This window comes from Phytohabitans houttuyneae (assembly GCF_011764425.1).
GTDB lineage: Bacteria > Actinomycetota > Actinomycetes > Mycobacteriales > Micromonosporaceae > Phytohabitans > Phytohabitans houttuyneae.
This window is the reverse complement of the sequence record NZ_BLPF01000001.1, coordinates 4145611-4165127: the sequence shown is the minus strand read 5'-3', so window position 1 is coordinate 4165127 and position 19517 is coordinate 4145611. Positions and strand designations below refer to the sequence as shown.

Below are 19517 nucleotides of genomic sequence, written 5' to 3'. Positions count from 1 at the left end.
GGCAGGCCGACCGGCTCGGCGGCCGGGCGAGGTACGGACGCGGTGCCCTGCGGGACGGAGGCCGAGCCTTGAGGGCGGGGGCCGCCGAAAGGGCCGCCAGGCACCGGCACCGACGCCGAGCCGCTCACGCCGTGCGGGGGCACCGAGGCGGAGCCGGAAGGGCCACCAGCCGGTGCGGGCGGCGGGGGGTACGCGGCCGGTGGGGGCGGGTACGCGCCGGGCTCCGGTGACCAGCCGCTCTGGTAGGTCGGTGCGGGCGGTGCGGGCTCAGCGCCGCCCTGCGGTGCACCCCACTGCGGGGCGTCCCACTCGCTGTCGTGCGCCGGCTGGCCGCCGTACGGCGCGGGTCCGCTGGCGCCCCGCGCAGCGTCGTCCGGCTCGTGGCCGGTGTGCTGCGGGCCCTCGGACGTCATGTTGCGCCTCCCTCATCGCATTCGGCCGCACCGCCCCCGCGCGGGAGGTCCGGCGAGGCCGGCCGTGCATGTCGCCGCTCCTGCATACGCCCCGCTGCCACCTGTGGTCGATCGATGACGGCGGGTGCGTGACCCATGGGCGGCGACCCCGCCAACCGTACCGGGCGCGTGCAGCCCCAAGGAATCCCGGTCTTGCGGACCTGTGAATGCCCGAAGAGGGGCGTACACATGCCAACGACCCGCCCGGAGAAACCGGACGGGTCGTAGATCTGAGTAGTGAAACTACCCGTAGTGGCGCTGCGCGATGATGCGGATCTCGTCGCGCACGGCAGGCGAGTTGGCCTGGCGGAGCGCGCGCTCGATGGCGCGGGCGCGACGGGTGGCCTCACGGTGGCTGCGGTAGCGGTCGATCATCTTCATGGTTCCTCCCCCTGTAGCTCCCTTTCATTGAAGCGCGGGAGAGGGGCGGGTGGCCAACGATTATTAGGTGAGGTCGGCCACCCGCCTAACAATCTAAGTCCAAGCCAGGAGGCTGGCCTCCGGATCGGAGAGGAAGGCCCCCACGTCACGCAGGAACTTCGACCCAAGTTCGCCGTCGATGACGCGGTGGTCGAACGAGAGACCCAGCGTCGTGACGTGCCGCACACGGATCTTGCCCTTGTGGACCCACGGCGCCTCCTTGACGGCGCCGAACGCGAGGATCGCCGATTCGCCCGGCGGCAGGATCGGGGTACCGGTGTCGACACCGAAGACGCCCACGTTGGTGATCGTGAAGGTGCCGCCGGTCATGTCGGCCGGTGCGGTGCGCCCCGCCTTGGCGGTCTGCACCAGCCCTGTCATCGCGTCGGCCAGCTCCCGCAGCGAGAGCCGCCCCGCGTCCTTGATATTGGGGACGATGAGGCCGCGGTCGGTGGCGGCGGCGATGCCGAGGTTGACGTACTGCTTGACGACGATCTCTTCGCCGGCCCAGGTCGAGTTGACCATCGGGTGGCGGCCGACGGCCAGCAGCACCGCCTTGGCGACCAGGAGCAGCGGGGAGATCCGCACCTCCCGCCACTCGGGCAGCGCACGCAGCCGGTCGAGCGCCTTGACCGACCGCGTCACGTCGATCGTCAGGAACTCGGTGACATGCGGCGCCGTGAACGCCGAGGACACCATGTTTTCCGCGGTCAGCCTGCGCACGCCCTTGACCGGTACGCGCTGCTCGCGGTCGGCGGAGAAGACCGGGGCGGCGGCGACGGGAGCCGGAGCCGATACCGCGGCCTGCACGTCGTCGCGCGTGATCGAGCCCTGTGGACCCGAGCCGGTCAGCCCGGTGAGGTCGACGCCGAGGTCGCGGGCGAGCTTGCGCACCGGCGGCTTGGCGAGCACACGCGCCGGAGGCGCCGGGGTCTCCACGACCGGAGGGGTGGCGGTGGTGGGGGAGCCACTTCTACCGGAGGCGGGGAGACGGCGGCGGTACTCCCATTTGCTTTCCGGGGTCGGCGCGACGCCGCGGCCGTCCGCGGACCGTAACCCACCAGGACCGGCGTGCGCGCCGCCTCGGCCGCCTCCGCGGGCTCGCCGGCTCCGGGGTCGGTGTCGATCGAGATGATCGGCATGCCGACCTCGACCGTCGTGCCCTCCTCGTGGTGGATGGCGTGGACCTTGCCGGCCCACTTCGCCGGGATCTCGACGGCGGCCTTGGCCGTCTCGACCTCGACGATCGGCTGGTTGAGCTCGATGGTGTCGCCCACGGCGACGAGCCACTTCAGGATCTCGCCCTCGACCAGGCCCTCACCGAGGTCGGGCAGGGGAAACTCCTTGATCCGCGACATCCCGCTCACCAGCCGAAGGTGCGGTCGACGGCGTCGAGCACCCGGTCGAGGTCGGGCAGGTAGTCCTCTTCGAGCCGCGCGGCCGGGTACGGCGTGTCGAAGCCCGTCACCCGCAGCACCGGCGCCTCCAGCGAGTAGAAGCACTCCTCCGTGACGCGGGCGGCGATCTCCGCGCCGAGCCCCACGTTGCTTGGCGCCTCGTGTACGACCACGCAGCGCCCGGTGCGGCGGACCGACTCGTACACCGGCTCGAGGTCCAGCGGCGAAAGCGTGCGCAGGTCGAAGACCTCAAGCTCGCGGCCGTCCTCCTGGGCTGCGGTGGCAGCGTCGAGGGCGGTGCGCACCATCGGGCCGTACGCCAGGACGGTCGCGTCGGTGCCCTCCCGCAGGCGGCGCGAGGCGTGCAGCGGGTACGTGGCGTCGAGGTCCACTTCGCCCTTTTCGTGGTACCGCCGCTTGGGCTCCAGGAACACGATCGGGTCGTCGGAGGCGACGGCCTGCTGGATCATCGTGTACGCGTCCTGCGGCGAGCTGCACGCCACGACCTTGAGGCCGGCGGTGTGCGAGAAGTACGCCTCGGGCGACTCGGAGTGGTGCTCGACCGCGCCGATCCCCCGCCGAACGGGATCCGGATCACCATGGGCACCTTCACCTTGCCCTGGGACCGGTAGTACATCTTGGCGACCTGGGAGACGATCTGGTCGTACGCCGGGTAGACGAAGCCGTCGAACTGGATCTCGCAGACCGGGCGGTAGCCGCGGATCGCGAGGCCGATGGCGGTGCCGATGATGCCCGACTCGGCCAGCGGGGTGTCGATGACCCGGTCGTCCCCGAAGTCCTTCTGCAGGCCGTCGGTGATCCGGAAGACGCCGCCCAGCTTGCCGACGTCTTCGCCCATGATGAGCACCTTGGGGTCCTGCTCCAGGGAACGGCGGAGGCCGGCGTTGAGCGCCTTGCCAATGGTGAGCTTCTCGGCCATCAGTGCGCACTCCCCTCGAACGAGTCCAGGTACTCGGCGAGCCGCTCCCGCTGCGCGTCGACGACGGGCGACCCGTGGGGGTAGACGTGGTCGAACATTGTCAGCGGCTGCGGGTCGGGCATGGACAGCACGCGCTCGCGCAGGTGCAGCGCTTCCTGCTTGGCCTGCTCGTCGACCTCGGCGAAGAAGGCGGCGTCGGCGATCTGCTGCTTTTCCACGAAGGCGCGTACCCGCGTGATCGGATCCTTGGCCTGCCACTCTTCGACCTCGCTGGCCACGCGGTAGCGGGTCGGGTCGTCGGTGGTGGTGTGCGCACCCATCCGGTACGTGTACGCCTCGATCAACGTCGGGCCCTGGCCGTGGCGGGCGTTGTCGAGCGCTGTGCGGGTCACCGCGTACGTGGCGAGCACGTCGTTGCCGTCCACCCGCAGGCCGGGGAAGCCGAAGCCGTCCGCGCGGCGGTACAGCGGGATTCGGGTCTGCTTCTCGATCGGCTCGGAGATCGCGTACTGGTTGTTCTGGCAGAAGAAGACGATCGGCGCGTGGAAGACGCTGGCCCAGATGAACGCCTCGTTGACGTCGCCCTGTGAGGTGGCGCCGTCGCCGAAGTAGCAGATCACGGCCTCGCCGTCGTCGCCGCCGACCTTGCCGTCCTTGGCGATGCCCATGGCGTACCCGGTCGCGTGCAGCGTCTGCGCGCCGATCACGATCGTGTACATGTTGACCTTGAACTCCAGCGGGTCCCACGCACCCTGGTCGACGCCGCGGAAGAGGCTGAGCGGCATGATCGGGTCGATGCCCCGGCAGTAGAGCACGCCGTGCTCGCGGTACGTCGGGAACGCCATGTCCTGCTCCCGCAGCGCCCGGCCGGAACCCACCTGCGCCGCCTCCTGGCCCAGCAGGCTGGCCCAGATGCCCAGCTCGCCCTGCCGCTGGAGGGCGGTGGCCTCGGCGTCCAGGCGACGGATCATCACGAGGTCGCGGTACAGCCCCCGGTACTCCTCGTCCGTGAAGTCGACCGTGTACTCCACGCCGTCGGCACCGACCGACTTGTCAATCCGCTCCCCGTCCGGGGTGAGTAACTGGACGAAATCCGGCGCTGGTTCGCCGGCAACCTCCCTGCCGCGGGCAGGAGCTCCGCGGTCGCCCTTCGCCATCCGTCTCTCCCTGTCGTCGGTGCGGCTGCCGGGGGTGTCCCGGACCGCGCGGCTCGGTCGCCACGCCTAGCCCGGGTGTGGGTTGCCGCGCGGCGGTACGGCGGCCCGTCTCGTGATCACCGCGGCTGGGCGGAGATTACGGCGGCGGTGCCGTCGGGTCCATATTCGCAGAGGTGAGGAGCCTCTCTACAGAGCCACCTCACATCCGGCGGACGCCTCATTGCCAGCCTGCCTGGTAGGAGCCTTGCCGCCCCCGTTTTCGAGTTTGGCGATCAAGGTCCATATAGCTGATCAAGGTTGACTCGTGGCGCGGATTGTTCGGATTGAGCCTGAAAGTTGGCACATTGACACGCTCTCTAGTGGTGGCGCTGCGTGTCGACTTGGTCCACCCTGTGTGAGGACCTTGACGCAAAGGAGCTTCGGTCGTGCCGCAGCACGGGGACACCCCGGCGCCACTGCTCGTCCGCCATCGCCGGATGGGCGGGACGCACGTCGCGAGCCGGCGGGTCGCAGGCGTGCACAGAGCGGCCGGCCTGGCGGGTCCCACCAGGCGGTACACGGTGATTGTGGTCATGCTCGCCACCATGTCGTCGCTGCCGATCATCGCCGGCATCACCGCCGGCTCGGCGGACGTGGGCGGCTCGGTCGACGCCAGCGGTACCACGCCTTTCATCGCGCCCCCTCTGAAGGGCCGGTGGTCGTGCCACCGCCGCCGACCGCTCTGCCGGCCGAGGTGCCACTGCCGGCCGGCGTGGCCGAGCAGCTGCGCGCGGTGGCCCCCAAGCGGGAGGCAAGCGAGCGCCGCCGGGTGCGCAAGACAAAGCGACCGGCCCGTCCCACCGAGTCGGCGCCCGCGCCCAAACCGTCGCGGACGTCCGCCGAGCCCACGCAGCCGCCCAAGCCGTCCGCTTCGCCCACGCCGTCGACGCGGCCGCCGGTGATCCCGCGGCCGCCGCTGCCGACCGGGCCGTACGTGCCGCTGCCGCCCTCGCTCACGCCGTCGGTGGTACCGCCGACCGGACTGCCCACCTGCTGGCCGGATCTCGACAAGTGCCTGTCGGACTGAGGCGCTAGCGTCCGACCATGAGCGTTCACTACCAGGTGACCTTTTCGACCGCCGATCCGCACGGCTTGGCGGCCTTCTACGCCGAGGCCATCGGCTACGTGGTGGAGGACCACACCACCCTGATCACGTCGCTGCTGGAGCAGGGGGCCACCACCGAAGACGACGTGGAGACCGTCGACGGGCGGCTGCGGTGGCGGAAGTACGCGGCGATCCGCGACCCCGAGGGTCCTTTCGACGAGTTCTCCGGCACCGGCCGGGGCGGGCGGATGCTCTTCCAGGACGAGCCCACCCCCAAGACCGCGAAAAACCGGCTGCACCTAGACCTGCATGTGGACAACCGGGATGAGACGGTCGAAAAGCTCACAAAGCTCGGCGCTCGGCGGCTGTGGGACGCGTCCGTGGGCCCGATGAGCTGGGTCACGATGGCCGATCCCGACGGCAACGAGATCTGCGTCAGTTGAAGTCGTCGCGGTTGGCCTCGATCCAGGCTTCCAGGGCCGCCGGGTCGCTCGGGTCGATGCCCTCCGCGATCAGCTGCGCCACCGCCGCCGTGGCGGGGCTGCGCCGCTCGCCTGTCGTGTAGAGGCGCACGAACTCCGGCACCATCTCCTCGATCGCCTCGTCGGTACGCTCGGCCGCCGACGCAGGCAGGCCGCGCTGCCGGTTGGCGTAGGCCGCCCAGGCCCGCACGACCCGCGGCAGCATCGCCGCGTCGTCCATGTCCAGCACCGCCCGCCGGTGCACCCAGTCGAGCAGGAAGAGCCCCGCCACCGCCGGGCTCCACCGCATCGGGTCGGGGTCCGGAAACGTGTCCGTGTGGTCGAAGATCAGGCTGAGGCAGAAGTGCAGTGACGGCAGCTCCGCCTCGGACACCTCGGCCAGGCTGAAGCGAGCGGCCTCGGGCGACTCCAGAAAGCGCCGCACCTGCCGGGTGCGCTCGTCGGAGGAGAGCGGCTCCGGCTCGGCCGGCACCACGGTGAGCGCCGGCGCCGGCAGCAGGGCGAGCCGCGCGCCGGCGAGGGCGCGGTCGGTCGCCAGCGAGCCTTCGTCGGGCAGGTCGGTCAGGCCGTCGGTGATCCGCAGGTGGCGGGCCACTTCGCTGCGCAGGCGACGCGGGTCCTCCTCGCGAAACCAGGTCAGCTCGTCGCCCGCGCACATCTCGCGCACCTGACCGAGGATGCGCTCGGCCGGCCCGCCCACGAAGACGTCCTTCGTGATGCCGATGTTGTGGTCGACCAGGGCGACCACGGCGTGCTCGGGCCCGCCCGCGTCACGGTCGTCGTACGCGAACGTGGCCAGGTAGGACGTCTGGTCACCCCATACGTCCCCGTACGCATACGTGCCGGTAAGCCGCACCCGCCCCAGCTGGTCGGCCCACGGCGGCGCCTGGGCACCCCGCTTGACGGCCGCGGCGCCCGGCGCCTCCGGCACGAGTGTCGCGAAGATTTCCCGGATGGTGGTCGCGGCCGCGGTACGGCGGCGTGACGTGGCCGCCAGGAACGCGCTCACGAAGTCGCGCACCGCCCCCGCGCGGTCGTCCTCGGCAATGGCGTAGACGCTGCCCAGCAGCGCGGTCCCGAGCATCTCGGCGTCGAGCGCGCAGTCCAGCTTGGTCACGTCCCGTGCGGCGCGGAGCACCGCGTCGTATGGAGTCTGTGGCGTGGCCATGTGGCAGACCCTACGCCCGCTTCCGTCGATCGAGCATTAAAAGCGCCGCCGGGAGAACCACGCCCATCACCAGCGCGGTGAGGCTGGCCGCCAGGTCCGCGCCGGCCAGCTCGCCGTGGTCGCGCACGTGAAAGGCCAGGTGGAGGGAGGAGAAGACCAGCACACCGCACAGGACCACCGCGGTCACCTTGCGGTCCGCGAGCCAGGCCGCAAGCAGCAGGAGTACGCCCAATGTGGTGAACGTTGCGCCGAGGTCCGTGACGAGATGCCCGTTGTACGGCGGGTACGCGGCCGTCCACGCGTGCCCGAGCCCGGGGAAGCTGTCGAAGAACCACCGCGGGGCGAGCGTCGCGGGCACTCCCCAGGAGAGGTGCAGCGCGCCGAGCAGCACGAGCCCGCCGCGGACCAGTGCGGTCGTCATGATCGAGCGGACTCGAGCGCCTCCCGCGCCTCCGCGTACGAGTGGAGGACCGTCCGTACCGGCGCCACGATGTATTCGCGGGCCACGTCGGTGACCGCCGCGCGCAGCCGGTTTTCCGCACGCCGCCGGGCGCGTCGCGAGGCCTGGCGGATGAGGGGGCGCACGAGCAGGCTGAGCAGCAGCCCGAAGAGGAGGCCGCCGAGCAGCATGGCGGTGGGCAGCGGCACCACGCCGACCTTGGGGTAGTCGAGAGGCGGGAGACCGAGCACCCGCAGCGCGTAGCCGACCGCCAGCCAGAGCAGCCCGCCCAGCGCGGCGAGCGTGACCATCCACTGCAGCCCGCCGACCGCCCGCCACCAGGTGGGTCCGTGGTCCATGTGGATGTTTGTGCTGGCCACCGCGTGGTCGAGCGCGTCGGGTACGTCGTGCAGGCGCGAGCGGGCCGCCGTGTTGATCGCCGCCGACCACGGCGCGGGCAGGGGCGTCGCGGCACGGTCGGCGACCGAGCGCACCGCGAGGCTCACGGCGGCGCGCTGCGCGGCGTCCGGGTCGGGGACGGACGTGGCGCCGATGGGCGTGCCCGCCTCCACCGGACCTTCCGGCAGGTGCAGGCGGCGCAGCGGGTCGGCGCGCAGCCGCCGCCAGCCGCGCACGATCGGCCAGCCGGTCGCCTTGGCGGCCCGGTGCCGGTACGCCCGCTCGGTCGCCTCGGCCACCGCCGGCACGCCCGCCGCCACCGATAGCGCGTCGGTCAGCCCGCGCACCGTGTTGCGGTCGATCTCGTCCTCGGCCACCGGCGGTCCGACCACATCGGACAGCTGGCCGACCACGACGTCCACGTCGCCGGCGAGGCGGCGCAGCGCGGCCTGGCGTTCGGCGACGGTCTGCTCGAGCAGACCGCGCAGCTCGGCGATCGCCGGCTGGTGCAGGGCGGTCGTGGCCAGCAGCGGCACGCCGTCGAGCTCGTCGGCGTCGAGCAGCTTGCGCAGGTCGTCGAGGACCCGCTCGACCTCGTCCTTGGGCAGCCGGTCGGCCTGGTTGAGCACCACGACCGTGACGTCCTTGTGGCTGCGGAAAGCCTGCAGGTAGCGCGTGTGCACGACCCGGTCGGCGTACTTCTGCGGGTCGACCACCCACACCACGAGGTCGACAAGGCCGAGGAGGCGGTCGACCTCCAGCCGGTGCGAACGCTCCACCGAGTCGAAGTCGGGCAGGTCCAGCAGCACCAGGCCGCGCAGCGCCGCCTCGTCGTCGCCGTCGAGCGCGCTCTCCCGGATGAACCGGTGCCGCGGCAGCACACCCACCCAGTCGAGCAGCCGGTTGGCGCCCTGGAGGTTGCCCCACACGCAGGCGTGCGCCATGCCGGTCGTCGGGCGCCGGACACCCACCGGCGACAGGTCGAGGCGGGCGAGCGCGTTGAAGAGGCTCGACTTGCCGCTGCCGGTCGCGCCCGCGAGCGCCACGACCGTGTGGTCGCGGGAGAGCGCGAGGCGCGCGCCGGCCCGCTCGACCACGGTGTGCGCGCCGATCAGGCGCTGCTCCGGCAGGTGACCGGCGACCACGTGGACAAACCGGTCGACGGCCTCGACCCGCCCGACCAGCCGATCGGCGTCGATCCGATCCCCGCCGCGCAGCCTGCTCAGGAGACTCACCCATCCACCCCCGGCAGCGCCAGGCCGGTGTTGCCGGTCAGCTCCGCCTTCGCCCGCGTGTACTCCACGAGCGCGGCGGCGTCGCGCAGGTCTTTGCCCGGGTCGGCGCTGATGCCGGCCGCGATGAGGCGGTCGGTGTAGCGGCCCGCCTCCGCGTCGAGCAGCGCGTTGGTGCGGGAGATCAGGTCTTCCCTGGCCTTCGTGGCCAGCCGCCGGATGGCCTGGTCACCGAAGATCGCTTCGAGTACCTTCTGCGCCGCGACCGTCGTACCGCCGGCCACCGCCACCTCCGCACCCGTGGGGATGAACGCCGTCGAGGCGAACACACCGATCATGACGATCAGCCCGGTCGCGTTGACCGCGTACGCGGCGCCCCGGGCGGTGGCCCGCTTGTGGCCGGCCTCCTTGCGGATCAGCTCCAGCACGCCACGCTGCCAGTCGCGCACCAGCCGCTCGGCCCGCTCGGGCAGGTCGGAGCTGGGCCGGCCGAGCGACGGCTCGAGGAGCGCGGCGCCGGCGGGGTGCGCCTGCCAGCCCGTGTACGCCGAGTCGGCCGCGTCCGCCGCCGCACCCCGGATCAGCGTGACAAGGTTGGCCTCGATCGCCGACTTCAACTCGCGCCCGGGCTGGGGGCGGCCGGTGAACGCGGCCACGATGCGGTCGCGCAGCCGCCCCACCCGCGCCTCGAGCGTGCGCAGCAGCTCGCCGGTGCCGACGAACTCCTGCCACCGCGCGAGCACCTCGCCGCGCAGCAGCCGCCCGTCCTGCACACCCTGCGACACCGTGCGGCGCCCATTCCGGTACGCGGCGCGGACCCGGTCGTCCAGCGCGTCCGCGGTGTTCACCTGCTCGTCGGCCGCCGCGGCCAGCCCTTCCACCGCCGGTACCAGCGCGGCGAGCGCACCGTCGAGCGTCTGCCGCACCACCGCCGCGCGGGTGGCCGCGTCGGTGGCGATCCGCCCGAACCAGTCGCGCAACGGCGCCATCACACCCTCGGACAGCAGCCCTTGGCTGTCGATCTCGGTCTCCGGCAGGACGAAGAGCGGGGCATTGTGCAGCCCGTGGATCGAGAGCATCTCCAGCAGGTGGGCGGTGACCTCTTCGGTGGCCTCCGGCGGGACGCGGTCGAGGACCAGTGCGGTGACCGTGCCCCGGAAGCGGGCGGTCTGCAGCAGCTCCCACGGCACCGCGTCCGCGTACCGCGCGGCCGTCGTCACGAACAGCCAGAGGTCCGCGGCCGCCAGCAGCTGTGCGGCGAGCGCGCGGTTGGCGTCCACGACGGAGTCGATGTCGGGCGCGTCGAGGAAGGCGAGGCCGGGCGTGAGGGCGGGGGCGGCGACGATCTGCAGCGAGTTGGGGTCGGCGGTCGCCTCTGCCGTGCGGGTCAGCCCGGGCAGCAGCTCGCCGCGGCGAAACCACTGGGTGTCGGCGGGGTTGCAGACAAGCACCGGCGTACGCGTGGTCGGCCGCAGCACGCCGGCGGGGCTCACCGGGGCGCGGACGAAGCTGTTGACCAATGTGGACTTGCCCGCGCCGGTGGAGCCGCCGACAACGACCAGGAGCGGCGCGTCGAGGCGGGCCAGGCGGGGAGCAGATAGTCGTCGAGCTGCGCGAGAAGGGCCGCGCTGATGTGGCGGGCCTCCTCCGCGGAGGCCAGCACCAGGGGGTACGCCGAGCCGACGATCGCCGAACGGAGACGGCGCAGCGCCGAGGCGACCTCGTTGCTGGCATCTTCGGCCGGCGCGCTGGGTGTGGCGGCAGCGGCCTCGGTCGGCGTGGCCGGCTCGATCTTGAGGGTGCGCTCGCTTGACGGCTGGGCTTTGGCGGCGAAGGCGGTGAGCGTCGGCGTCGGGTCCTTGGCCACGGGGAGGGTGCGCTCGGCGGTCGGCTCGTCCCCGGCGGGTGACTGCTCGACCGTGGGCTCCTCGCCCGAGGGCTCCGCCAGCTCCTTGGTCGTGGGCTCCGCCGGCTCCTCGGTCGTGGGCTCCTCGGCGGGTGGCTCCTCGGCGGCGTCCGGCGACTCGGCGGGTGGCTCGGTCGCCTCTGCGGGGTCTTCTGCCGTCTCGGTGGCCTGCTCGGGTGCGTCCACCACGGGCTCGGGCGCGTCCACCTCCGGCTTGGCCGTCTCGGTCGACGTCTCCGTGGTCTCCACGACGGGCTCGGGCGCGTCGTCCGGCGGCTGTGCGGCCTCGGTGGTGGGCTCCGATTCTTGTGCCGCCGGTTTTGTACCGTTTATGGCAGCCTCGGGCTCCTTGGCCGGCGACGCGGCCTCACCCTCCGCTTCTCTCTTGCCCTTGTCCGCCACCGGCGCTTTCTCCTGTGTCGTCTCGCGCTCAGCGGCGTCGGAGCCCTGGTCAGGCCCGGGTTTCGGGGCGTCCGGCGGCTCTTCGGGAGTCACGGTGGGCGTGCCGGACCGGCCCGGCGGCATGTCACCGTGCGACGTCACGGGTAAAGCCTGCCCGATCCAGGCATCGCAGACAACAGGAACCCTGCGGCTTCCGCGCGCCTTTGCCCGTTTCCGGCTGACCGGGGATCGGGCGGTCGATTCATCAGGATCTAGGTGCGCGCCAATGTTGCGCGTGTTGGGCTCAACCTCTAACTTGACGCTGACCGAGCCCGTGGCACTATTGAGTCCGGTCCACTCAACTTGACACACAGACTCACGTCAGAAGCGAGGGAAGCGAACATGGCACGTGCGGTCGGCATCGACCTCGGCACTACGAACTCCGTCGTAAGCGTGCTCGAGGGTGGCGAGCCCACCGTCATCGCGAACGCCGAGGGATCGCGCACTACGCCGTCGATCGTCGCGTTCGCCCGTAATGGTGAGGTGCTCGTTGGTGAGGTTGCCAAGCGGCAGGCGGTGACGAACCCGGACCGGACGATTCGTTCGGTCAAGCGGGAGATGGGTTCGAACTGGACCATCGACATCGACGGTAAGAAGTACACGCCGCAGGAGATTTCGGCGCGGGTGTTGATGAAGCTCAAGCGGGATGCTGAGTCGTACCTGGGTGAGCGGATCACCGATGCGGTGATCACGGTTCCGGCGTACTTCAACGACGCGCAGCGCACCGCGACGAAGGAGGCCGGCGAGATCGCCGGGTTCAACGTGCTGCGGATTGTCAACGAGCCGACCGCGGCGGCGTTGGCGTACGGGTTGGACAAGGGCACCAAGGAGCAGACGGTTCTGGTCTTCGACCTCGGTGGTGGCACGTTCGACGTGTCGTTGCTGGAGTTGGGTGAGGGTGTCATCGAGGTCAAGTCGACCAGTGGTGACAACCACCTCGGTGGTGATGACTGGGACGAGCGGGTGATTGATCACCTGGTCAAGACGTTCCGTGGCCAGCACGGTGTGGACCTCTCGCAGGACAAGATGGCCATGCAGCGGCTCAAGGAAGCTGCGGAGAAGGCCAAGATCGAGCTGTCCGCGGCGACCACGACCAGTATCAACCTGCCGTACATCACGGCGGGTCCGGCCGGTTCGGACGGCAGCCCGTCGGCGCCGCTGCACCTGGATGTGAACTTGAGCCGGTCGGAGTTCCAGCGGATGACGCAGGATCTGCTGGACCGCTGCAAGGGCCCGTTCGAGCAGGCGATCAAGGACGCCGGGGTCAAGGTCGCCGACGTCGACCACGTGATCCTGGTCGGCGGTTCCACCCGGATGCCCGCCGTCTCCGACCTGGTCAAGCAGCTCACCGGCCGGGAAGCCAACAAGGGCGTCAACCCGGACGAGGTCGTGGCCGTCGGTGCCGCGCTGCAGGCCGGCGTGCTCAAGGGCGAGGTCAAGGACGTCCTGCTGCTCGACGTGACCCCGCTGAGCCTGGGCATCGAGACCAAGGGCGGCATCTTCACCAAGCTCATCGAGCGCAACACCACGATCCCGACCAAGCGGTCCGAGGTCTTCACCACGGCTGACGACAACCAGCCCTCGGTGCTGATCCAGGTGTTCCAGGGCGAGCGCGAGATCGCGGCGTACAACAAGAAGCTCGGCACGTTCGAGCTGACCGGCCTGCCGCCGGCGCCGCGGGGCGTGCCGCAGATCGAGGTCACCTTCGACATCGACGCCAACGGCATCGTCCACGTCAACGCCAAGGACCTGGGCACCGGCAAGGAGCAGTCGATGACGATCACCGGCGGCTCGGCGCTGCCGAAGGACGACATCGACCGCATGATGCGGGACGCGCAGGACCACGCCGACGAGGACAAGCGGCGCCGCGAAGAGGCGGAGACCCGCAACCTCGCCGAGCAGCTCCAGTGGCAGACGGAGAAGTTCATCGCGGAGAGCGGCGACAAGCTGCCGGCCGAGTCCAAGGACCAGATCAACGAGGCGCTGGGCGACCTGCGCGCGGCGCTGGGCGGCAGCGACATCGAGAAGATCAAGGCGGCGCACGAGAAGCTTGCCACGGTCTCGCAGCAGGCCGGCTCGCTCCTCTACGCGCAGCAGGCCGAGCAGGCCACGCCCGGCGACGCCGGTGCCGACACGGGTGCTGGTGCGGCCGGTGCGGCCGGTGCTGGGAGCGCCAAGCAGGACGACGTGGTTGACGCCGAGATCGTTGACGAGGACGACAAGAAGTGAGCTCTGCACGAGACGATGGCCAGGCCGCCGAGCGGGTCGTCATCCGTGACAAGCGGAAGATAGATCCGACCGGCGGCAAGGCGAAGGATGCCGATACCGCCACAGCGGACGAGACCGACGAGGCGCCAGCCGAGGCCACAAAGGACAGTGCGGCCACGGACGGCGCGGCGAAGAAGGAGCGCAAGCCGAGCCACGCGGCGCCGGATCCCGAAGACGAGGAGGAGGCGTCCACTTCGGACGCCCCGCCACGGAAAAGGCCGAGGCCGCCAAGTCAGGCGGGCCGCTTGGCCCCGAGCTGGAGGCACTGAGGTCCGACCTGGAGGAGCGCACGCGCGACCTCCAGCGGGTCACCGCGGAGTACGCCAACTACCGCAAGCGGGTCGACCGCGACCGGGGCGTGCAGGCGGAGCAGGCTACCGGCCTGGTGATCAGCGCCCTCCTGCCCGTGCTCGACGACCTCGACCGGGCCCGCGAGCACGGGGATCTGGTGGGCCCCTTCGCCGCGGTGTCCGAGCAGCTGGTCGCCGCGCTGGGCAAGTTCGGGCTGACCGCGTTCGGTGAAAAGGGCGACCCCTTCGACCCCACTCGGCACGAGGCGGTAGCGCACCGCACCTCGTCCGAGGTCACCGAGCCCACCTGCGTCGAGGTCATGCGCCGCGGCTACCTGCTGGGCGACCGCCTCCTGCGGGCGGCCCTGGTCGCCGTAGCCGACCCCGAATAACACCCCTCAGCTGATCAGGGAGTTGGTGCGGCGGCGCGCTGAGCGTCCGTGCCAACTCCCTGATCGGTAGCAAAGACGGAGGAGCGAGTGAGTTCAAAGGACTGGCTGGAGAAGGACTTTTACGCCGTCCTGGGGGTGCCGAAGTCCGCTTCCTCTGACGAGATCAAGAAGGCGTACCGGAAGCTCGCCCGCGAGCTTCACCCCGACCACAACCCCGGCAACACCAACTCCGAAGACCGGTTCAAGGCGGTCTCCGAGGCGTACTCCGTGCTGTCTGACGACCGCAAGCGCAAGGAGTACGACGAGATGCGCGCGCTCTTCGGATCGGGCCAGTTCCGGCGCAACGCGCGCGGCGGCGGGTTCGACCCGTCGGACCTGTTCGGCGGATTCCAGGGCGGCGGTGGCGGCGGTGGCGGTGACCGCCGGTTCGGCGGCGCCGGGTTCTCCGACCTCTTCAGCTCGATCTTCTCGGGCGGCGGCGCCGGCGGTGCCACCCGTGCCCGCGGGCCGGCGCGTGGACGCGACGTCGAGGCGGAGGTCGTGCTCGACTTCGGCGACGCCGTACGCGGCATCACGCTCCCGCTGTCCCTGCGCTCGCCGGGCACCTGCGACACCTGCCACGGCAGCGGCGCCAAGCCCGGCACCCAGCCCCGCGCCTGCCCGGTCTGCCTCGGCTCCGGTCTGGTGACCCGCAACCAGGGGTCGTTCAGCTTTTCGGAGCCGTGCCGCGAGTGCCAAGGCGTGGGCTCGATCGTCGACGAGAAGTGCCCGGAGTGCCAGGGCACCGGTGGCGTCACCAAGACCCGCGCGATCAACGTCCGCTTCCCGGCCGGCGTCGCCGACGGGCAGCGCATCCGCCTTGCCGGGCGGGGTGAGCCGGGCGAGCGGGGCGGGCCTTCCGGTGATCTGTACGTGCTGGTCAAGGTCCGCCGCGACGACCTGTTCGGGCGCGTCGGCGACGACCTCACGCTCACGGTCCCGATCACGATCGCGGAAGCGGTGCTCGGCACCGACCTGAAGGTGCCCACGATGGACGGCGCGGTGACGCTGCGGGTGCCGCCGGGCACTCCCAGCGGGCGCACGCTCCGGGCCCGCGGCAAAGGTGTGGCCCGGCGCGACGGCAAGGTCGGTGACCTGCTGGTCACGGTCGAGATCGCGATACCGAAGGACCTGAGCGACAAGGCTCGCGACGCGATGGAGACGCTGGCCTCGGAGATTCCACCCGCTTCGCGGGAACAGCTGGACGCGCGGGTGCGTCGATATGGTTGACCACGTTAGGAGGTGAGCCGTGGTGGAAGAGGAGTTCACGATTACCGTCGAAGCCGCCTCCGACGCAAAGGTGTTGATCATCTCGGTGGCGGCTCGGCTGGCGGGCATGCATCCCCAGACGCTCCGGCAGTACGACCGGCTGGGGCTGGTGCAGCCGGGCCGGGCGACCGGCGGTGGCCGGCGGTACAGCGCACGTGACGTGGCGCTGCTGCGCGAGGTGCAGCGGCTGAGCCAGGAAGACGGCGTCAACCTGGCCGGCATCAAGCGCATCATCGGGCTGGAGCAGCTCGTCGCCGAGCTCCAGGAGCGGGTCGGCGAGCTGGAAGCCGCACTGGGTGAGGCGTACCAGCGACTGGCTGAGTACGAGGCCGGCGCGTACCCACGGCGGGGTGATCTGGTCCCCACCACCCGCACCTCCAACGCGTTGGTCGTGTGGCGTCCTCGCCGCTCCTCCTGATCACCCACATCCGCGTTTCTGCAGCACAGGCGGTCCCCGTCGACTAACCTGACCTTTGGCTTGGACGGCACATTCCAGGCCAAAAGGAAACACAGAGGAGGGGTCAATGGGGATCGCCGATTCTTTTAAGGACAAGGCTGAGCAGGCCATCGACAAGATCGGTGGAGACCGGGTCAAGCAAGGCGTGGAGAAGGCCGGCGACAAGGTCGATGAGATGACGGGTGGCAAGTACTCCAGTCACATCGACAAGGGGCAGGCGGCCGCGTCTGACTACGTCGAAAAGATGGACGACGAACCGAACCGCTGAGTTCGTCGGCGCGACATGGCGACAAGCGCGCGGGCGGGGATCCACGGGGGATCCCCGCCCGTCTCTTTGTCTGGGTGTGGCCCCGGTGTCAGGCCAGCCGGCGGGACTGCCGGACCAGGCCGCCCTCGCACCAGTCGTGGTAGTCGAAGAGGTCGGGCTTGGCCAGCAGCACGCGGCTGTTGTGCGCCCAGGTGACCATCAGCTCGTCGCCATACTCCTCGGCCTGCTCCACGAGCTTGCGCAGGCGCCGCTTGGGATGGGCGCGGAAGTTGGTGCGGATGCCGTCGGCCGCGTAGATATACAGACAGTGCAGCGCGAAGCGGCGGGCCGGACACGAGCGGTCCATGGCGAGATCGAAGAGGGTGCCGATCAGGCGGTCACCGGACACGAGAAGATCCCAGTCCTGCGGCATGGTCTGCAGCGGCACGGAGTCGGGCTGGTAAGCCCAAGCGCGCAGCTCAGCCGCGGTGGGATCGACGGCGTTGGCGAAACCCCTGAACGTCGACTGCTGTAAGGTCACCCGCTGCTCCCCTCGCGAGCATGCCTCCCGCAGGCCCCGGGCCCCAACCTCAGGGATTCTGCGGCGAAACGGTAACGCGCGGCGAGCTATTTACGGAAGGGGCGGTAAGCGCCATTCGCCAACCCGTTACGTAAGCACTCCCTGTCAGTCCGTTGTCGGTAACGGCTCGGCGCGGGGTGCTGGGCGGGCGGGCCGCCGGATAATCCGCTTGAACCAGGCGAAGTCCGGCAGCCGTGCCAGCATCGGCCCGCTCACAACTGTGATCAAAACGTAGGCCGTCGCGAGGGGTGCGAGCTTGGGCTCGATGCCGGGCGTCGCCACCGCCAGTCCGGCGATGACGATCGAGAACTCGCCGCGCGGCATGAGTCCCAACCCGGCCCGGACCCGACCGGGCACGGCGATGCCGGCGCGCTTCGCGGCCAGGTACCCAGTGATGATCTTCGTCCCCATGGTGATCGCGGCGAGAGCGAGCGCGGGCAGCAGCACCGGTGGCATGTCGCCCGGGCTGGTGGACAGCCCGAAGAAGACGAAGAACACCGCGGCGAACAGGTCGCGCAGCGGGGAGAGCAGCTCGGTGGCGTGGTGTGCGACAGGCCCGGAGAGCGCGATGCCGACCAGGAACGCGCCCACCGCCGCCGACACCTGCAGTTCCGCCGCCAGGCCCGCGACGAGGAGGGTGAGGCCGAATACACCGAGCAGCAGGGCCTCGGGGTCGCGGGCCGAGATGAACGCGGAGATCGCGTGGCCGAACCGGAGCGCGACGATCAGTACAACGATGACGGTGCCGACCGCGATCGAGAGGGCCTTGGCGCCGCCGATGAGGCCGGTGCCGGCCAGCACGGCGGTGAGCAGCGGCAGGTACAGGGCCATGGCCAGGTCTTCGATCACCAGGATCGAGAGCACGACCGGCGTCTCCCGGTTACCCAGCCGGCCCAGGTCGGCGAGCACCTTCGCGATCACGCCGGACGAGGAGACCCAGGTGATGCCGGCGAGCACCAGCGCGGCCACCCAGCCCCAGCCCAGCAGCAGGCCGAACGCCAGGCCAGGAAGGGCGTTGAGCAACCCGTCCAGCAGTCCCGCTGGCGCGTTGGTGCGCAGGTTGCCGATGAGCTCGCGGGCCGAGTACTCCAGCCCGAGCATCACCAGCAGCAGGATGACGCCGATCTCGGCGCCGACCGCGATGAACTCCTCGCTGGCCGAAAGCGGCAGCACGCCGCCGTGACCGAAGGCGAGGCCGGCGAGCAGGTAGAGGGGGATGGGGGAGAGCCCGATGCGCCGGCCGAGGCGGCCGAGAAGTCCGAGGCAGAAGAGGATGGCACCGAGCTCGATGAGCAGAACCGTGGTGTCGTGCATCCGCTCAGCTGTCCGGGTCGCCGTCGGCGAGGATCCGGCTGACGCCGTCGAGGCCCTGACGGGTGCCGACGACCACTACCACGTTGCCCGCCTGGAAGACGAACTCGGGACCGGGTGAATTGATCACTTGGCCGTCACGCAGCACCGCGACGATGGAGGCGCTGGTGCGGGTGCGTGCCTTCGTGTCGCCGAGCTTCCGGCCGACGAAGCGCGACCCGGCCGGGATCGAGATCTGCTCGGTGAGCAGGCCGGCCGCCTGCTGGCGCAGGCCGGAGAGCTGGCCGAGCATGAGCGAAGCGCCGAGCACGTCGGCGAGCGCCTCCGCCTCGTCGTCGTTGAGCGGTATCGACGCGATGCACGAGTCCGGATCGTCCTCGTCGTACAGGACCAGGTCCCTACGTCCCGTGCGGTGCGTCACCACGCCCACGCGCCGGCCCGACTCGGTCACCAGATCATGGCGCACGCCGATGCCCGGCAGCGCGGTCTGCTCTACCCGTACTCGCACGTCGAACACGGTACCTTTCTGCTGTGAGCGAGCTTTCCCCTCAGCGTCGCGAGCTACGGATGGCCGATGCCGACCGGGAGCGCGTTGTGCAGATGCTCAACGCCGCGGTCGGGGAGGGCCGGATCACGCTGGCCGAGTTCGAGGAGCGGGTCGCCGGGGTGCTGGCCGCCCGCACGTTCGGCGAGGTCGAGCCGTACCTGGCAGACCTTCCCCAGCCTCCAGCTCCGCCGGTGCGCGACGTCATCGAGCTGAAGTCGATGGCCTCCACTCTCAGCCGTTCGGGCGCCTGGACCGTTCCTCGCCGGCTCGTCGTGCGCAACTCGGCGGGCAGCGTAAAGCTCGACTTCACCGATGCGTTGATCAGCTTCCCCGTCGTGGAGATCCACCTCGACGTGCTGGCCGGTACGACCGTGATCGTGCTGCCGGTGGGAGCCACGGTCGACGCGAGCGAGGTGCACACGATGGCGGGAAGCCTCAAGATTCGCCAGCAGATCGGCGAGCACGGGGGCAACATCCACTTCGTGGTGACCGGCCGGCAGCGGATGGGTGACCTGGTCGTGCGCCATCAGTACCGGTTCTGGCGGTGGCGCTGGTGACTCCCCGCGCCGTTCTCGGCAGCGCGCGCTAAAGTTGAGTGGT

At 70.7% G+C, this 19517-nt stretch carries 16 protein-coding genes and 4 pseudogenes; 8 read left to right on the top strand and 12 right to left on the bottom strand.

Annotated elements, in window-relative coordinates:
• Positions 1-695: 695 nt before the first annotated feature.
• The 5 genes and pseudogenes from Phou_RS19150 to pdhA all read right to left on the bottom strand — a co-directional run bounded on the left by Phou_RS19150 (position 696) and on the right by pdhA (position 4366).
• Complete coding sequence (locus Phou_RS19150) at positions 696-833, bottom strand: hypothetical protein (protein ID WP_173057279.1); 138 nt, start codon at positions 831-833, stop codon at positions 696-698.
• A gap of 93 nt (positions 834-926) precedes the next feature.
• Positions 927-2230, bottom strand: a pseudogene (locus Phou_RS19145) (dihydrolipoamide acetyltransferase family protein).
• 5 nt (positions 2231-2235) lie between these two features.
• Entirely contained in the window at positions 2236-2577 is a 342-nt protein-coding gene (locus Phou_RS54485; protein ID WP_281365075.1) for a transketolase C-terminal domain-containing protein, read from the bottom strand.
• A gap of 159 nt (positions 2578-2736) precedes the next feature.
• A pseudogene (locus Phou_RS54480) lies at positions 2737-3209 on the bottom strand (alpha-ketoacid dehydrogenase subunit beta); the annotation flags it as partial.
• Complete coding sequence (gene pdhA, locus Phou_RS19135) at positions 3209-4366, bottom strand: pyruvate dehydrogenase (acetyl-transferring) E1 component subunit alpha (protein WP_173057278.1); 1158 nt, start codon at positions 4364-4366, stop codon at positions 3209-3211. The pseudogene Phou_RS54480 and the gene pdhA, both read right to left, overlap by 1 nt.
• 694 nt (positions 4367-5060) lie before the next feature.
• Here pdhA and Phou_RS19130 point away from each other — a divergent pair.
• Positions 5061-5432, top strand: a complete 372-nt coding sequence (locus Phou_RS19130; RefSeq protein ID WP_173057277.1) for a flagellar biosynthesis protein FlhF — start codon at positions 5061-5063, stop codon at positions 5430-5432.
• Positions 5433-5449: 17 nt separating this feature from the next.
• Positions 5450-5893 (top strand): VOC family protein, encoded by a 444-nt coding sequence (locus Phou_RS19125; protein ID WP_173057276.1) that lies wholly within the window; start codon positions 5450-5452, stop codon positions 5891-5893.
• On the opposite strand, the gene Phou_RS19120 is transcribed toward Phou_RS19125, so the two are convergent.
• The 4 genes and pseudogenes from Phou_RS19120 to Phou_RS19105 all read right to left on the bottom strand — a co-directional run bounded on the left by Phou_RS19120 (position 5886) and on the right by Phou_RS19105 (position 10878).
• Positions 5886-7100: a hypothetical protein gene (locus Phou_RS19120; protein WP_173057275.1), complete on the bottom strand. Its 1215-nt coding sequence runs from the start codon at positions 7098-7100 to the stop codon at positions 5886-5888. The two genes, Phou_RS19125 and Phou_RS19120, sit on opposite strands and share 8 nt — an antisense overlap.
• Positions 7101-7110: 10 nt before the next feature.
• Positions 7111-7521, bottom strand: a complete 411-nt coding sequence (locus tag Phou_RS19115; RefSeq protein ID WP_173057274.1) for a hypothetical protein — start codon at positions 7519-7521, stop codon at positions 7111-7113.
• The gene (locus Phou_RS19110) at positions 7518-9173 is read right to left on the bottom strand and encodes a GTPase (RefSeq protein WP_173057273.1); all 1656 of its coding nucleotides are present in this window, start codon (positions 9171-9173) and stop codon (positions 7518-7520) included. The genes Phou_RS19115 and Phou_RS19110 overlap by 4 nt, the downstream gene beginning before the upstream one ends.
• Positions 9170-10878, bottom strand: a pseudogene (locus Phou_RS19105) (ABC transporter). Before Phou_RS19105 ends, Phou_RS19110 begins: the two are co-directional and overlap by 4 nt.
• 981 nt (positions 10879-11859) lie before the next feature.
• Between Phou_RS19105 and dnaK the strand changes: the two are divergent.
• The 5 genes and pseudogenes from dnaK to Phou_RS19080 all read left to right on the top strand — a co-directional run bounded on the left by dnaK (position 11860) and on the right by Phou_RS19080 (position 16500).
• A complete protein-coding gene (gene dnaK, locus Phou_RS19100; protein WP_173057272.1) occupies positions 11860-13746 on the top strand; it encodes a molecular chaperone DnaK in 1887 nt (628 codons plus the stop codon).
• Positions 13743-14467 (top strand): annotated as a pseudogene (gene grpE / locus Phou_RS56055) (nucleotide exchange factor GrpE). Before dnaK ends, grpE begins: the two are co-directional and overlap by 4 nt.
• A gap of 87 nt (positions 14468-14554) precedes the next feature.
• Entirely contained in the window at positions 14555-15736 is a 1182-nt protein-coding gene (gene dnaJ, locus Phou_RS19090; protein WP_173057271.1) for a molecular chaperone DnaJ, read from the top strand.
• A 22-nt stretch (positions 15737-15758) separates the two neighbouring features.
• Entirely contained in the window at positions 15759-16193 is a 435-nt protein-coding gene (locus Phou_RS19085; protein WP_173057270.1) for a heat shock protein transcriptional repressor HspR, read from the top strand.
• Between the two features lie 106 nt (positions 16194-16299).
• Positions 16300-16500: an antitoxin gene (locus Phou_RS19080; RefSeq protein WP_173057269.1), complete on the top strand. Its 201-nt coding sequence runs from the start codon at positions 16300-16302 to the stop codon at positions 16498-16500.
• A gap of 88 nt (positions 16501-16588) precedes the next feature.
• Here Phou_RS19080 and Phou_RS19075 read toward each other — a convergent pair whose 3' ends face one another.
• From Phou_RS19075 to Phou_RS19065, 3 genes are all read right to left on the bottom strand, one after another.
• On the bottom strand, positions 16589-17020 hold the full coding sequence (locus Phou_RS19075; protein WP_173057268.1) for a hypothetical protein: 432 nt from the start codon (positions 17018-17020) through the stop codon (positions 16589-16591).
• Positions 17021-17164: 144 nt separating this feature from the next.
• Positions 17165-18373: a cation:proton antiporter gene (locus tag Phou_RS19070; RefSeq protein ID WP_173057267.1), complete on the bottom strand. Its 1209-nt coding sequence runs from the start codon at positions 18371-18373 to the stop codon at positions 17165-17167.
• 4 nt (positions 18374-18377) lie between these two features.
• Positions 18378-18878, bottom strand: coding sequence for a cation:proton antiporter regulatory subunit (locus Phou_RS19065; RefSeq protein ID WP_173057266.1), 501 nt, complete (start codon positions 18876-18878; stop codon positions 18378-18380).
• A 23-nt stretch (positions 18879-18901) separates the two neighbouring features.
• Between Phou_RS19065 and Phou_RS19060 the strand changes: the two genes are divergently transcribed.
• Positions 18902-19474: a DUF1707 SHOCT-like domain-containing protein gene (locus Phou_RS19060; protein ID WP_173057265.1), complete on the top strand. Its 573-nt coding sequence runs from the start codon at positions 18902-18904 to the stop codon at positions 19472-19474.
• Positions 19475-19517: the final 43 nt, after the last annotated feature.

Excerpts from the sequence above, each read along its gene's own strand:
- Phou_RS19070 (WP_173057267.1), bottom strand. The coding sequence starts at position 18,373 with ATGCACGACACCACGGTTCTGCTCATCGAGCTCGGTGCCATCCTCTTC.
- Phou_RS19125 (WP_173057276.1), top strand. The coding sequence starts at position 5,450 with ATGAGCGTTCACTACCAGGTGACCTTTTCGACCGCCGATCCGCACGGC.
- Phou_RS19115 (WP_173057274.1), bottom strand. The coding sequence starts at position 7,521 with ATGACGACCGCACTGGTCCGCGGCGGGCTCGTGCTGCTCGGCGCGCTG.
- Phou_RS54485 (WP_281365075.1), bottom strand. The coding sequence starts at position 2,577 with ATGGTGCGCACCGCCCTCGACGCTGCCACCGCAGCCCAGGAGGACGGC.
- Phou_RS19080 (WP_173057269.1), top strand. The coding sequence starts at position 16,300 with ATGGGGATCGCCGATTCTTTTAAGGACAAGGCTGAGCAGGCCATCGAC.
- dnaK (WP_173057272.1), top strand. The coding sequence starts at position 11,860 with ATGGCACGTGCGGTCGGCATCGACCTCGGCACTACGAACTCCGTCGTA.
- Phou_RS19150 (WP_173057279.1), bottom strand. The coding sequence starts at position 833 with ATGAAGATGATCGACCGCTACCGCAGCCACCGTGAGGCCACCCGTCGC.
- Phou_RS19120 (WP_173057275.1), bottom strand. The coding sequence starts at position 7,100 with ATGGCCACGCCACAGACTCCATACGACGCGGTGCTCCGCGCCGCACGG.
- pdhA (WP_173057278.1), bottom strand. The coding sequence starts at position 4,366 with ATGGCGAAGGGCGACCGCGGAGCTCCTGCCCGCGGCAGGGAGGTTGCC.